The following is a 14,138-nucleotide window of genomic DNA, read 5'->3' as shown; positions in this document are numbered from 1 at the left end:
TTTCCAGTTAACGTATCTTTAATGAAGCCAGACCCACGAGCACCAGCATGATGCTGATGATCCAGAACCGAACAACCACTTGTGTTTCTTTCCAACCACCGACTTCAAAATGGTGGTGCAATGGCGCCATGCGCAAAATCCTTCGACCTTCGCCATACCGACGTTTGGTGTATTTGAAATAACTCACTTGGATCATGACCGACAGGGTTTCCACCACAAACACTCCACCCATAATGAAGAGCACAATTTCTTGACGTACGATGACGGCAATCGTCCCTAACATGCCACCCAAAGCCAACGCACCGACATCGCCCATAAAAACCTGTGCGGGGTACGCGTTAAACCAGAGAAAGGCCAGACCAGCACCCGCCAGTGCAGCACACAGCACCAGTAATTCACCGGCTCCCGGGATATAGGGGAACAGCAAATATTTCGAGTAGTCCACGCGTCCAACCACATACGCAAAAATACCGAGCGCCGCACCCACCATCACAGTGGGCATAATGGCCAAACCATCCAATCCGTCTGTCAGGTTGACCGCATTACTCGTCCCCACAATGACAAACCAAGTAAGTGCCACAAAACCAAACACACCCAGCGGATAACTGATTGATTTGAAAAACGGCACAATCAAGTCAGTGCGTGTGGGTAACGGCATGGTGAAGCCACTACTCACCCAGTCACGGAACAACGGCCAGAGATCTGCATTGGCTGGTGCTGAAATCGCAAACGCCAGATAAACGGCAGCCACCAAGCCAATCAAGGCTTGCCAGAAAAACTTCCAACGTGCAGGCATACCTTCCGGATCGCGGTATACCACTTTACGGTAATCATCACGCCAGCCTATCCAGCCAAATCCCAATGTCACGAGTAAAACAATCCAAACAAACCGATTACTCAAGTCTGCCCACAACAAAGTGCTGATCCCAATCCCAATCAAAATCAGTACGCCGCCCATAGTTGGCGTGCCGGTTTTTTGGAGATGCGTTTGTGGGCCATATTGACGTACAGCCTGTCCGATCTTCAACTGCGCCAAGCGACGAATCACAAAGGGACCCAACGCCAAGCCAATCAGCAACGCCGTGGCACTCGCCAACAAAGCCCGCAACGTGATGTATTCAAAGACCGCAAAACCTCGGTGATGATGTTCTGCCAGCCAGGCAAAGAGCTCAACCAGCATGATGATCTCCTTGTTTTGGTTGCGTTTCTTGTTGCATTTCTTGTTGCATTTCTTGTTGAGACACAACCGCTGTAGCGTCTGTCAAATAATTATTCACGATGCATTCCATACGCATAAACCGTGAGCCTTTCACTAAAAAACTGGCCAATCCTAACTGTTTCATGCTGGCATTCACTGGCTCATGTCCTTCAAAATGCTGACCACCCTGACCAAACGCTTCAGATGCCAGTGCGCTCGCAGCACCAACCGTCCAAACCGCGTCTAAGCCACGTTCACGGGCATACAAACCAATTTCTTGATGCATGGCAGGCCCTTCTTCGCCAACCTCACCCATATCACCCAATATCAAAACTTGGGGGCGTCCCTGCTGGCTCAACACATCAATCGCTGCCCGCACCGAGTCTGGATTGGCGTTATAGGTGTCATCAATCAACACCCTTTCGTTTGGAAGACGATGCAATTGCAAACGACCTTGTGCAGCCTGAAATGACGACAAAGCATTCACCACGATTTCAGGTGTGACACCCACTGCAAACGCACAAGCCGCGCTTGCTAAGCTGTTGTAGATATTGTGCTGCCCAGGAACTGGCAAGTTCACTGGCCATTGCCCTGAAGCTGTGCACAACACAAACTGTGATCCTGTGGACACCATTTCGATATCTGTTGCATAGACATCGGCCTGCGCATCGAGCCCAAAGCTCCAGCGCTGTTTGACGTGTGCAGCGAGTTCCTGCCACAACGCGGTGTACGGAGGCTGATCTTGGAACACAGCCGTTGCATTATGATCAAGCGCCTGGAACACTTGCGCGTTTTCTTGAGCGACGGCATCCACCGTCAACATAAACTCTTGGTGTTCTCTTTGTGCATTGAGTACTAAACCGACTGTGGGCTGTGCCATGGCAGCCAGCTGTGCGATTTCACCTGGATGATTCATGCCCAACTCAACCACTGCGACCTGGTGATTAGATCGCAAGCGCAACAAGGTTAAAGGCACACCCAATTCATTATTCAGATTGCCTTGTGTGGATAAGACGGCTTGCTCGCCCGCCCAATGGCTCAGAATCTGCGTCAACATTTCTTTGGTGGTGGTTTTACCGTTACTGCCAGTCACTGCAATGACAGGCAACTCAAAACGAGTCCGCCACGCTTGTGCTAAACATTGCAATGCGTGTACGGTGTCATCCACCACAATCTGGGGTAACACAATCGACAAATCGGCACGCGACACCAAAGCCGCGACACCACCTTGCTGAGCAACCGACGCCAAATGAGCATGGCCATCTGTGCGAGTACCTGCCACGGCCACAAAAAATCCACCCTCACGAATCTCGCGAGAATCTAACGTAACGGCTGGAACCTCGCCTGCAGTCTGACGATAGAACAACAGAGCCAAACGCACCCACTGCTTATCTTCAAAATAACGACGTTCCCCCTGACTTTCTTGCCAGGTTTCGTGGCCTTTACCAGCGATGACCACGACATCTTCAGACTTTACCGCCCAAATCGCATTCAAAATCGCCAATTCGCGGTCAATTTCTTGCCAACCATTGTCAGTTTGCGTAATTCCGGCCCAAATGTCATTCAAAATCGCCTGTGGATCTTCGTTACGTGGATTGTCACTCGTCACCACAAAACGATCAGCATGCTGATCCAGCACCTGACCCATCAGCACCCGCTTACCTTGATCTCGCTGGCCACCACAACCGACCACGCACCAGACCTGGCCACCGCGCATTTGTGCCATGTCACGCGCCGCATTCAACACCCGTTCCAACGCATCAGGCGTATGGGCATAATCAACAAAGACTCGCGGGCGATCAGACGCACTGAACTCATCCCAAATCACCGGCTCCATACGACCGGGCACGGCAGGCAAATCACTCAACACTGATAAAACTTCGGCTGTGGGCACACCTAATCCAGCCAAAGTCGCAGCCACAGCCAGATAGTTACTGACGTTATAGAGACCTGCAAACGTGGTTTCAATCAGTTCTGAGCAGTTCGAAGGGGTACATATCTGAAACTGCAAACCCTGATCTTGTGCCTGCACTGCTTGTGCACGCCACGCCAGCTCTCGATCAGATGTCTCTGATAAACCGTACAAACTCACGGCCGCTGAGGTCAGCGCCTTAAACGACTGTGCTGTCTGATCATCCGCATTGATCACCGTGTGGCTCAGTTCTTCACGCTTAAACAAACGAGCTTTTGCTTGCCAGTACTGCTGCATATCACCGTGATAATCGAGATGATCGCGCGTGAGATTGGTCAATACCGCTGTGTGAATGCGGATCTGATCAAGCCGGCCTTGATCCAGTCCAATCGAAGAGGCTTCTAATGCCACATGCGTGGCGCCTTCATCTCGCATGCGAGCTAAAACGCGATGCATTTCAATCACATTGGGCGTGGTCAGTGACGCTTGTGACAAACGCTCTCCATGCGCACCAAATAGTCCCAACGTCCCAATCAACCCGCAAGGATGCCCTAGCAACCGCAATGCCGAGGCAATCCACCAAGCCGTGGTGGTTTTACCATTGGTGCCTGTGATTGCAATCACATTCAAAGCAGACGAAGGATGATCCCACCAAGCATCAGCCAATGCGCCTAAGACTGACTGAAGTCCTTGAACGGAATAAGCAGCCACGACATCAAGCACATCAGCTTGTTCGGGCGTTAAACCCTCTTCATGAATCACAGCAGCTGCGCCACGCGCCACAGCGTGCGCGATATAATCACGACCATCGACCGTAAGTCCTGGGCAAGCCACAAACACGTCACCCGCCTGAATCTCTCTGGAATCTAGGCACAAGGCAGAACCTGCGGGCACTTGTTGGCGCAAACGCTCAATTAAAGTCTGTAGCTCTAAACGTGACAGGGTCATGATGCATCCCCCTGAGCCACCACTTCGGACTCAAAAGGCGCATCAGGCTCCACACCAAGTAAACGCAATGTGCGTCCTGTGATTTCAGCAAATACAGGGGCAGCCACACGGCCACCATAGTAGTGGCCCGCGGTAGGCTCATCAACGGTCACAGCCACCACAACTCGCGGATTGGACGCCGGGGCAAAGCCGACAAACGAGCTTCGATACTGAGACTGGCTATATTGGCCATTCACAATTTTTCTGGCGGTACCGCTCTTACCAGCAATTCGGTATCCTTGAACACTGGCAAGCTTGGCACCATCAGGCCCTGCTGCAGACTCCAGCATGTCACGAACAAGTCGCGCCATTTCAGGTGAAATCACGGGTCTTGTTGTTGGCTGATTTTGACGTTTCACTAACGTCAGGTTCACCATATCCCCATCACGCGCAAAAACCGTATACGCATGCGCAATTTGCAGCAAGGACGTCGACAATCCATAGCCGTATGCCATGGTTGCTTTTTCAATGGGGCGCCAGCGCTCCCAAGGGCGCAAACGGCCTGGAGCCGCACCCGACATGCCAATGGCAGGCGGTTGCCCAAAACCCAACTCTGTAAAACGTGTCCACATCTCTTGGGCACTTAACGTTTCAGAGATTTTAATCATGCCAATGTTGCTTGATTTCGTGAGCACACCCTTAGGATCTAAGAAGGCATTACGGCTCACATCACGGATCGTATTACCTCGATAGCGGTATTGACCATTCTCTGTATTAATTCGTGTGGTTGGTGTAATGCGTCCGTACTCGAGCGCCAATGACACCGTAAAGGGCTTCAGAATCGATCCAGGCTCAAACGTATCTGAGAGCAAACGATTCCGCATCCGAGAAGCCTGAAATGTTGATCGATCATTCGGATCAAAGGTCGGATAGTTCGCAAGTGCCAGTAGCTCACCCGTTTGCACATCCACCACAACTGCTGAGGCACTTGTGGCCTTGTTTTCTTTAACTGCTTTCACCAAGGCTCTTTGCACTTGGTACTGAATACGAGTATCGATGGACAGCTGCAAATCATGGCCGTCTGTGGCCAGATGGACATCACGCACATCTTCGACAATTCGACCTAGCCGATCACGTAGAACTTGACGACTACCTGGTGTCCCCGACAGATATTCCTCAAACGCAAGTTCAATACCTTCTTGCCCGCGCTCATCCAAATCGGTGAAACCCACAATATGCGCCATGGGCTCCCCCTCAGGATAAAACCGTTTGGTTTCATTCTCCTGGTAAATCCCCGGCAATCGCAAATCGGCAATTTCTTGTGCTCGATCTAAAGGCACTTGACGGCGCAAATATAAAAAACTGCGATCATGCGACAAACGCTCAGACAGATCTTTGGGAGACATCTCCAAAAGATCGGCCAGCTTCTTTAAATTTGTCTCATCAATATTTGCAGCCAATCTTGGGTTTGCCGTAATGCCTTTGACCGGAATACTCGCCGCCATCACTACGCCCTGGCGATCCAGAATTTTTCCGCGTGTAGGCTGCAACGTCAGTGTGCGCTCATAACGCTTGCCACCTTGCTGCTGTAAAAAATCTTGATTAAAACCTTGCAAATAAACGGCACGCCCCAGCAAGATCAAAAAGCCCACCATAATGACCGCAAAAACCAATCGCCCTCGCCAAAGCTGCAAGGGAATGCGTGTCACAGGGCTTTCAAAGAAGGCGTGTCGTTTCATTGCACACCTCCCGACTGTTGCGTCGCTGCCGACTCTGCTGACAAAGTCAGATAGAGTGTCTTGGAGGGCACAATTGGTACCATGCGCAAAGTTTCTCGAGCAATCTGATCGACTCGGGCATTACGAGACAGTTCCGCGCGCTCCAATTGATACTGACGCCATTGCACATCCAGCGCACTAGCCTGTGAGTCCAACTGCTCATTTTGAATATAGAGATGCCGAGACTGATACCGCGCAGTGACCAGTGAAATCGCGGACAGCATTAACAGCATTCCCATCACAAAAATCGCACGACCCATTAGCGAATCCCCCAAAATGGTGAATCCACCCAATCTGTCTGAGTCCTTTTTGCAATACGCAGTACCGCTGAACGGGAGCGCGGATTGACTTTGACTTCCTCAGCATGAGGCAAAATCCGTTTAACATCGGTCAGCAATGGCTGAGGCAACTCGCTGGCGCGCAGGGGCAAACCAGCAAACGCCTGATCGGGTCGTTTAGCTCGTTGCATAAACTGCTTAACCTTACGGTCTTCCAGCGAATGAAAACTGATCACAGCCAGCACTCCTTCGGGCGCTAAAACCTTTATCGCTGCCTCGAGGGCGCGATCAAGCTCTTCGAGCTCCCGATTGATGTAAATCCGTATAGCTTGAAATGTCCGCGTCGCCGGATGCAGCCCCTTCTCACGTGTACGGACTGCGCTGGCGACAAGATCGGCAAGCTCGAGCGTACGTTCGATGGGCCGTTGCCCGCGGCGCGCAATAATCGCTTTTGCAACCTGAACAGCAAACCGTTCTTCGCCATAATCTTTAAAAACCTCCTGCATTTCCTGTTGACTCGCCTCGGCAAGCCATTGCGCTGCGGTTTCACCTTTGGACGAATCCATGCGCATATCGAGCGGACCATCCCGCATAAAAGAAAACCCACGCTCAGCCTGGTCCAATTGGGGTGATGAAACCCCTAAGTCCAGCAAAAAACCATGCACCTGTTCAATGCCGTGCGCTGGCAACAGTGTCTCAAGATCCCCAAAGCGACCATGAATGCACATTACTCGTGGGTCTGACTGTGCAAGTGCCTGCGCAGCTTCAATGGCTTGCGGATCACGGTCAATCACAACGAGCTTTGCGGTCTCAGACAATCTCGCCAACAATGCTCGGCTGTGACCACCACGACCAAACGTGCCATCGACAAACACGCCTTGAACAGGTTGCTGTGCCTCTGGTGCCAACGCCTCAACACACTCATTTAAAAGCACGGTCTTATGCATAGTTGTGCCGCGCCTTAAAATGAAAACTGATCAAGAACAGCCGACAAACCTGCTTCCAGGTCCTGAGCTTCGCGTCTTGCCAGTTCAGCGGCATCCCAAAGCTCAAAGTGTTCCCCCATTCCCAGCAACATCACTTCTCGTGTCAAACCCGCAGCCTGACGTAACTCCGGCGCAATCAACACACGACCTGCGCCGTCAATCTCAACATCCTGCGCATTTCCCAACATTAAGCGCTGTAACGCACGTGCACTCATGGGAAATTCAGCAATTTGTTTCCGCTTAATTTCCCATTGAGGACGCGGGTACACCAGCAAACAACCATCGGGATGACGTGTCAGAGTCAAGCGTGCCCCCGCCTTGTCTTGCAAGACGTCACGATGCTTTGCCGGAAAATTAATCCGACCTTTGGCATCTAGCGTGAGCGCACTACTTCCTTGGAACACATCTTCTCCACAAAAAGACACAATCTGACACTTTTCTCCACTCTAAGGCAACTTGGATAGTGCGGTCAAGTGGAAAATGCTGTTTTATTCAATAAAGACAATGACTTAGAAGCGAGTTTTACACTAGCTAGGATACAAAATAACTTATAAATCAGTAGATTGCGGGACACTCTGAATGTGTGTTCTTAAATCGGACATTCTTGACACGCCGTGAGTCTTTGACAGACTTTCGATTTCAGCCAGAAATCGACTTTGACATATCAAACATCGAAACGATCAAGCCGTTGTGCAGGCATAACCCGTCCAAACAGAATAGACAGACCACTTCAAAGTCAAAGAAAAGGGGAAGTCAAAAAGGGAAATTGAGGCGCAGTCAAGAGCAAAAGAATGCGAAACAAGTCTGTAGGCCGGATTCTGTAGACAGCAACGCTGTCGGCAATCATTCCTCTCGACGGCACATTGCTGTGCCGCTCTAGCCACCTACCCGCATGCTCGGACGAGCCGCCCTTGACGTTTGCCAGGCAAACGAACACATGCCTATTTGGTGTTGCTCCCAGTAGAGGTTACCGCGTTTCACCCTGCTACGCTGATCTTCGTAAAGACCGACACCATGGTCAAACCATGACGGTGTGCATCCGAAGAGGCACCCTCGCAACAGACTCGTCTCTGTGGCCCTATTCCTCAGCTCTTCTCTGTTAGACAGAGCGTCGCCGGACGGCTGTTAGCCGCTACTGTGCTCTATGGAGTCCGGACCTTCCTCGGAACATCGAAATGTTACGCGATTGCCCGACCTGCCTCGCGGGGCATATTGTAAGCCTAAGCGCACAAACCTGCCGTTTTAACGATCATTCCCTGCAAAGAGAGACAGTTACTGCGACAATGGTGGTTTGTGGGTCAACAATGAGCCACTGAGATTTTCGGTTTTTTTAAGACCGCCACCTTACTTTGAATGACAAAACAGCATGGCCACCATTATTTCTCTGCAAGATATTCACCTTTCATTTGGACATCACCCTTTACTTGATCAGGCAAACCTCATCATCGAAGAAGGTGAGCGAATCGGATTGATTGGTCGAAATGGCGCAGGAAAATCATCCTTACTCAAACTCTTGGACGGTCGCTTACAGCCCGATGGTGGAAAAATTCATGTCACCGATGGTCTCTTTGTGGCAACTGTCGAACAAGAACCAGAGCTGCCCGGTGAGACTGTGTTTGAGAGTCTGGTTCAATTCGCACAACGTGGCATTGCACGTGAATCCTGGGAAATTGAAACCGCTGCCAATCAATGGGCACACCGTTTAGGCTTAGACCCACAAGCTCCTTGCGACACCCTTTCAGGTGGTATGCGCAAACGCGTTGCACTGGCAGGTGCTTTAATTCAAGAACCCGGCTTATTGTTGTTAGACGAGCCGACTAACCACCTTGATCTAGACGGTATTGCTTGGCTCGAAAATATTCTGAAGAACTGGCGCCATAGTGTCATCATCATTACGCACGACCGAGCCTTTCTAGATCAAGTCACCACCCGCATTGTGGAGCTTGATCGTGGGCTCTTACATTCATTTCCCGGCAGTTTTAGCCAATGGCAAACCCACAAGCAAGAATGGCTTCATGCGGAAGCATTAGAAAACCAGCGTTTTGACAAGCTCTTAGCGCAAGAGGAAGTTTGGATCCGCAAAGGGATTGAAGCACGCCGCACCCGAAATGAAGGTCGCGTACGACGTTTAGAACAATTGCGTCGTGAACGCGCACAGCGCCGAGAGCACCAAGGGCAAGTCCGTTTTACGCTGGAGCAAGCCAGAAAATCCGGCAAACTTGTGGCCGAACTCGAAGATGTCAATTTAGCCTTTGATGGTCGCCCTATTATCAAAGACTTCTCAGCCACTATCATCCGGGGTGACAAAATCGGCCTAATCGGGCCCAACGGTGCAGGTAAAACGACGCTCTTGCAACTCATCCTTGGGCAACTCAAACCGGATTCCGGGACAGTGCGCCACGGCACAAACCTTGAGATTGCTTACTTTGATCAGATGCGTGCCGATTTAAATGAAGACGACACCCTCATGGACGCCATCAGCCCTGGTAACCAATGGATCGAAATCGGGCAGCAGAAAAAGCATGTGATCGGCTATCTAGGTGACTTTTTGTTTGAACCTGCCAGGACACAATCTCCGGTACGAACCTTGTCAGGTGGCGAGCGAGCCCGACTATTACTGGCGCGTTTATTTGCACAGCCCGCCAACATCCTCGTTCTGGATGAGCCTACCAACGATTTGGATATTGAAACGCTAGAGCTTTTAGAAAGCTTGCTGCAAGAATTCCCAGCAACTGTGCTACTGGTTAGTCACGATCGAGTCTTTCTTGACAACGTAGTGACTCAAACCATTGCCTACGAAGGCGATGCGCACTGGAAAACCTATGTGGGTGGTTATACCGACTGGCTAGAACAAAAGCCAGCCGCAGAACCTGTCGTTAGTGCAACTGAGTCGCAAGAAGACAAAGCAAGCACCAAAGCATCTAAAAACGAGGCTTCTACAAGTGCCGCACGAGACACCACCCGTCGCCCATCTCGCCTTGCACCCTGGGAAGTCAAAGAGCTCGCCGAACTACCCGAACAAATTCAAGCTCAAGAAGAAAGTCATGCAAAGCTTGTCGAGCAACTTGCTGACCCCAGCCTTTACCAGGGGGATCCACAAGCTTTACCCAAACTTCAAAAAGACATTGAAGAGTCGCAAGCAGCACTGGATGCCTTGTATGCACGCTGGGAGCTTTTAGAGTCTAGGCAGGACGTCGAGTAGGATCAAACAGATTGACAGGGTTAGACAGGGCTTAGCTACAAGCCCATCTAGCTCTATCAATGATATTGCTCCACTAGCCTTCAGAAAACGTCCAGTTCAACGTCGTGCCCGCCGCTAACGGGATCAGACTGTCATCCCCAAAAGGAACCGTCTGCGGCACGGTATAACTTGAACGCGTCAGTGTCACTTTAGTGGTGTTCACCGGCAAACCATAAAACGCTGGGCCTCGCAACGACGCAAAAGCCTCCAGTCGATCTAAGCGTCCGGCTTGCTCAAAGGCTGTTGCGTACAGTTCTAAGGCATGCAACGCACTGTAACAACCAGCACATCCGCAACTGGCTTCTTTCAGATGCTGGGCGTGAGGCGCACTGTCCGTGCCCAAGAAAAATCGCGGACTATCGCTTGTAGCTGCATCTAGGAGCGCTTGACGATGAACTTCACGCTTCAGAACAGGCAAACAAAACCAGTGGGGCTGCAACCCCCCTTGAAATATAGCGTTGCGGTTATATAGCAAATGTTGTGGTGTCAGAGTACCTGCAATAGGACCCGGTGCCTCGCGTACATAATCCACTCCGTTTTTAGTGGTCAGGTGTTCAAACACCACTTTCAGTTCTGGGAACTGCTGACGCAACTTCAACATCACGCGATCAATAAAAACAGCCTCGCGATCGAATACATCCACATCGGGATCTGTCACTTCGCCATGTACCAACAAGGGCATACCCAGTTTTTCCATTGCCTCAAGTGCTGGGGCACAGCGTCCGAACAAATCGGTCACGCCACTGTCTGAGTTGGTCGTTGCACCGGCTGGATACAGCTTAAACGCATACACATGCTCACAGTTCACGGCATCACGAACATCCTGAGCGGTCGTATTATCCGTCAGATACAGTGTCATCAAAGGCGTGAATTCGACCACTGACTTGCCATCCATCTGCAACGCTTGCAGAATCCGATCACGGTAGGCGAGTGCCATGGAGACGGTGGTCACGGGTTGGGCCAAGTTCGGCATCACAATGGCTCTGGAAAACTGACGGGCGGTGTCTTTGACAACCGCTTTTAAACCTTCTCCATCTCGTAAGTGAAGATGCCAATCATCTGGACGAATCATGGTCAACGTTGTCGGGTTCGTCATAAACCAAAGTACTCCTTGAATAAATATCAGTACTCGCAGCACCCACCTAGAGTCTGCGCTTGGCCGAAAGCTTAACCCGCATTCGCACAACACGCTGCGCAATACCTAAGCATCGCGAACAAATCACAACATACGGCATGTTTCAGACTGATTAGACATATCAATAACGCATCATTGTGACTCTTCGCCAGCAACACGTAAGTCGCCAGTTAGTCACTTTTATCTGGTTTGTGCGCCGCAATCCGAATTGTACTGGCATAATTCGATACCCAAATATCTAGTCACACGTGTTTTGAAGCAGCGTTTCACGCACAGATCGACTCTCACTCAAACCTTTTAAGGAAGCAAACAATGGCAACTGAGCCTAAAACCCGCAAACCCAATGCCGCATTCATGAAGCCGTTGACACCCAGCGAAATCTTGGGCGCCGTCATCGGAAAAGATCCTTTACCACGCACTGAAGCCACCAAAAAAATCTGGGAATACATTAAAAAACACGATCTACAAGACCCTTCAAATCGTCGCAACATCAATGCCGACGACAAGCTCAAGCCTTTATTTGAAAAAGATCAGGTCTCCATGTTCGAGCTGACAAAAATCTTGAGCAAACACCTTTCCTGATAAAATAGAGTCCGGCAAAGTGTGTCGGACTCATCTCTCACCACACCGCATCGCTTTCAAAAATTGATGCTACTCAATGCGTCGCGCAGCACAGCCTGCTCCGAGTAGACTAAACTACCTTGTCATTTTGTAACAGATACAAACAACTCGAAGCAATTCATGTTAATTAAGGTCTTTGAGTTTTGTATCTCAGTAAGGAATCCATGATGAGCGACCAATTTGACAACAACAATCCGCGTAGCCCTGAGACATTCAACAATACAGCCTTAGCGGCTGATGCAAACAACAAACTCAAAACGTTTTGCTGGATTGCTTATATTCTGCTTGGCTTAGGTTTTATTACATCGGGACTCTTGGCGTTCGCACCGATTGCTGCCATCATCCTTATCTACATTAAACGCAGTGATGCCGCCGGCACAATTTATGCCGCGCACTTTGATTGGATGTTGAGTACATTCTTCTGGGGTCTTCTCTGGGTTGTGCTAAGTTACATCTTTATTTTTGTATTGATCGGTTGGGTCACATTAGCTGCCGCTTTAATTTGGGTTTTGTATCGTCTGATCCGGGGCATTGTGGCATTGGTCGACAATAGAGCACCTTAAACGCATAGTAGTTAACACAAACCATACACAGGTTGAACCACTCGGAACACTCAGTTTCAGGCTGAATAGCAAGGCAAGCATCGTCAAGCTGCTTGCCTTTTTAGTGAGCGATTACTTTCAAATCTCACGCAGTTCGCCCTAACTCGACCCAATCCGCTCAAAGCTCTTTGTTTTATATCAAGCAAATACACTCCATCGGATAGGGAAAACCCCACAATTTCGTGATCGCATGCTACCTTGAATGACACTGATTGTTCACAGGGTTGTAGTCTATGTCACTCAAAAACAACTGGAACCCACGTTCCCGTCAAGCATTAGAAAATCCCGTCGAAACTTATGACGCCATGCGTGCGCAATGTCCTGTCGCTCACAGCGACCATTTAGGCTACAGCGTCTTTCGTCATCAAGATGTCACAGATATTCTGTTGAATCATACAACCTACAGTAGTCGTGTCTCCCGTCACGTCTCGGTCCCAAACAGTATGGATCCACCCGAGCACACGGCTTATCGTGAAATCATTGATCGTTACTTCACGCCATCCATCATGGCTTCATTTGAGCCCGTTTGTCGCGATATCTCTGAAACGCTTATTGATGCCTTAGCCAAGAAATCTTCAGTCGAAATTATGGAAGATCTGGCTCATCCTTGGGCCTTACAAATGCAGTGTGCCTTTCTAGGGTGGCCTACAGAAATTCAAGCCTGGATCAAAGATTGGATTAATCGTAAAAATGAAGCCGCACTAGCTGCGGATCCTCAACAAAACGCACGTATTGCACAAGAGTTTGAAGACGAAATTCAGAATCTATTGAATCAAATTCGTCAGCAACCGACCCAAGATATACAAAACAACCTCACAGCTCGTTTATTGCAAGAAACCGTCGATGGCCAACCTATTTCGGATAAAGCTGTCATCAGTATTCTCCGAAACTGGACAGTAGGTGAGTTACAAACCATTGCGGCCTGTATTGGGATCATCTTTTATTTTCTCGCAAACCGTCAGGACATCCAGACGGCATTACGTACCGGAGCGATGGATATTGACGCCGCCGTTGACGAGATGCTGCGTATAGAAGCACCACTTCTTGCAGGTAAGCGCACACCTGCAGAAACGGTCACTCTAGGTGGCTATGAAATGAATCCTGGGGATCGCATCACACTATCATGGCAGGCCGCCAATCGAGATCCTGAAGTATTTCCTCAACCCGATGAATTCAAGATCGACCGAGATCCCTCTTTGAACTTACTCTATGGTTTAGGGATTCACGTTTGTCCGGGCGCACCTCTGGCTCGTCTAGAGCTCAGAACGTTTGTACAAGTGTTGCTGGAACGCACGCAAGCGATTGAAGTCTGTTCAGAAATCCGCAGTCAACGCGCCACCTACCCGCAAGGAGGTTATGAACGACTGGGAATTCAGATTCAGTTCAAGTAAGAAACTTCTAAATCTACTCATTAACCACAACAAATCACAAACACCAGGCTCGCATTGCGGGCCTTTTGT

General features: G+C 50.0%; 11 protein-coding genes and 1 other RNA gene. 4 read left to right on the top strand and 8 right to left on the bottom strand.

From position 1 onward, the window contains the following. Positions 1-7: 7 nt before the first annotated feature. The 7 genes from mraY to rnpB all read right to left on the bottom strand — a co-directional run bounded on the left by mraY (position 8) and on the right by rnpB (position 8,281). Positions 8-1,180, bottom strand: a complete 1,173-nt coding sequence (gene mraY, locus ACOI06_RS03065; RefSeq protein ID WP_420661037.1) for a phospho-N-acetylmuramoyl-pentapeptide-transferase — start codon at positions 1,178-1,180, stop codon at positions 8-10. Continuing rightward, positions 1,170-4,058: a bifunctional UDP-N-acetylmuramoyl-L-alanyl-D-glutamate--2,6-diaminopimelate ligase MurE/UDP-N-acetylmuramoyl-tripeptide--D-alanyl-D-alanine ligase MurF gene (gene murF / locus ACOI06_RS03060; RefSeq protein WP_420661036.1), complete on the bottom strand. Its 2,889-nt coding sequence runs from the start codon at positions 4,056-4,058 to the stop codon at positions 1,170-1,172. The genes mraY and murF overlap by 11 nt, the downstream gene beginning before the upstream one ends. Next, positions 4,055-5,776: a peptidoglycan D,D-transpeptidase FtsI family protein gene (locus tag ACOI06_RS03055; RefSeq protein WP_420661035.1), complete on the bottom strand. Its 1,722-nt coding sequence runs from the start codon at positions 5,774-5,776 to the stop codon at positions 4,055-4,057. Before ACOI06_RS03055 ends, murF begins: the two co-directional genes overlap by 4 nt. Then, entirely contained in the window at positions 5,773-6,075 is a 303-nt protein-coding gene (gene ftsL / locus ACOI06_RS03050; RefSeq protein ID WP_420661034.1) for a cell division protein FtsL, read from the bottom strand. Before ftsL ends, ACOI06_RS03055 begins: the two co-directional genes overlap by 4 nt. Beyond that, positions 6,075-7,040 (bottom strand): 16S rRNA (cytosine(1402)-N(4))-methyltransferase RsmH, encoded by a 966-nt coding sequence (gene rsmH, locus ACOI06_RS03045; protein ID WP_420661032.1) that lies wholly within the window; start codon positions 7,038-7,040, stop codon positions 6,075-6,077. The genes ftsL and rsmH overlap by 1 nt, the downstream gene beginning before the upstream one ends. A 14-nt stretch (positions 7,041-7,054) precedes the next feature. Then, a complete protein-coding gene (mraZ, locus tag ACOI06_RS03040) occupies positions 7,055-7,483 on the bottom strand; it encodes a division/cell wall cluster transcriptional repressor MraZ (RefSeq protein WP_420661031.1) in 429 nt (142 codons plus the stop codon). A 387-nt stretch (positions 7,484-7,870) separates the two neighbouring features. Further along, an RNA gene (gene rnpB, locus ACOI06_RS03035) (RNase P RNA component class A) lies at positions 7,871-8,281 on the bottom strand. 164 nt (positions 8,282-8,445) lie between these two features. On the opposite strand from rnpB, the gene ACOI06_RS03030 reads away from it, so the two are divergent. Then, positions 8,446-10,281: an ATP-binding cassette domain-containing protein gene (locus tag ACOI06_RS03030; protein ID WP_420661030.1), complete on the top strand. Its 1,836-nt coding sequence runs from the start codon at positions 8,446-8,448 to the stop codon at positions 10,279-10,281. 73 nt (positions 10,282-10,354) lie between these two features. Here the strand turns inward: ACOI06_RS03030 and pyrC are convergent, their stop codons facing one another. Next, on the bottom strand, positions 10,355-11,416 hold the full coding sequence (gene pyrC, locus ACOI06_RS03025; protein ID WP_420661029.1) for a dihydroorotase: 1,062 nt from the start codon (positions 11,414-11,416) through the stop codon (positions 10,355-10,357). Positions 11,417-11,767: 351 nt separating this feature from the next. Here pyrC and ACOI06_RS03020 point away from each other — a divergent pair, with 351 nt between their 5' ends. The 3 genes from ACOI06_RS03020 to ACOI06_RS03010 all read left to right on the top strand — a co-directional run bounded on the left by ACOI06_RS03020 (position 11,768) and on the right by ACOI06_RS03010 (position 14,069). Then, complete coding sequence (locus ACOI06_RS03020) at positions 11,768-12,037, top strand: SWIB/MDM2 domain-containing protein (RefSeq protein ID WP_420661028.1); 270 nt, start codon at positions 11,768-11,770, stop codon at positions 12,035-12,037. A 206-nt stretch (positions 12,038-12,243) separates the two neighbouring features. After that, positions 12,244-12,639, top strand: a complete 396-nt coding sequence (locus ACOI06_RS03015) for a DUF4870 family protein (RefSeq protein WP_420661027.1) — start codon at positions 12,244-12,246, stop codon at positions 12,637-12,639. Between the two features lie 272 nt (positions 12,640-12,911). Then, the gene (locus ACOI06_RS03010; RefSeq protein ID WP_420661026.1) at positions 12,912-14,069 is read left to right on the top strand and encodes a cytochrome P450; all 1,158 of its coding nucleotides are present in this window, start codon (positions 12,912-12,914) and stop codon (positions 14,067-14,069) included. Positions 14,070-14,138 lie beyond the last annotated feature (69 nt).

This window comes from Orrella sp. 11846, assembly GCF_048820935.1.
Classification (GTDB): Bacteria; Pseudomonadota; Gammaproteobacteria; order Burkholderiales; family Burkholderiaceae_B; genus Algicoccus.
Note: the sequence above shows the minus strand (reverse complement) of the source record. Positions and strands in the feature narration are given on the sequence as shown.

Bases quoted from the DNA above. Each gene is read 5' to 3' on its own strand.
- mraY (WP_420661037.1), bottom strand. From the start codon at position 1,180: ATGCTGGTTGAGCTCTTTGCCTGGCTGGCAGAACATCATCACCGAGGT.
- murF (WP_420661036.1), bottom strand. From the start codon at position 4,058: ATGACCCTGTCACGTTTAGAGCTACAGACTTTAATTGAGCGTTTGCGC.
- ACOI06_RS03055 (WP_420661035.1), bottom strand. From the start codon at position 5,776: ATGAAACGACACGCCTTCTTTGAAAGCCCTGTGACACGCATTCCCTTG.
- ftsL (WP_420661034.1), bottom strand. From the start codon at position 6,075: ATGGGTCGTGCGATTTTTGTGATGGGAATGCTGTTAATGCTGTCCGCG.
- rsmH (WP_420661032.1), bottom strand. From the start codon at position 7,040: ATGCATAAGACCGTGCTTTTAAATGAGTGTGTTGAGGCGTTGGCACCA.
- ACOI06_RS03030 (WP_420661030.1), top strand. From the start codon at position 8,446: ATGGCCACCATTATTTCTCTGCAAGATATTCACCTTTCATTTGGACAT.
- pyrC (WP_420661029.1), bottom strand. From the start codon at position 11,416: ATGACGAACCCGACAACGTTGACCATGATTCGTCCAGATGATTGGCAT.
- ACOI06_RS03020 (WP_420661028.1), top strand. From the start codon at position 11,768: ATGGCAACTGAGCCTAAAACCCGCAAACCCAATGCCGCATTCATGAAG.
- ACOI06_RS03015 (WP_420661027.1), top strand. From the start codon at position 12,244: ATGAGCGACCAATTTGACAACAACAATCCGCGTAGCCCTGAGACATTC.
- ACOI06_RS03010 (WP_420661026.1), top strand. From the start codon at position 12,912: ATGTCACTCAAAAACAACTGGAACCCACGTTCCCGTCAAGCATTAGAA.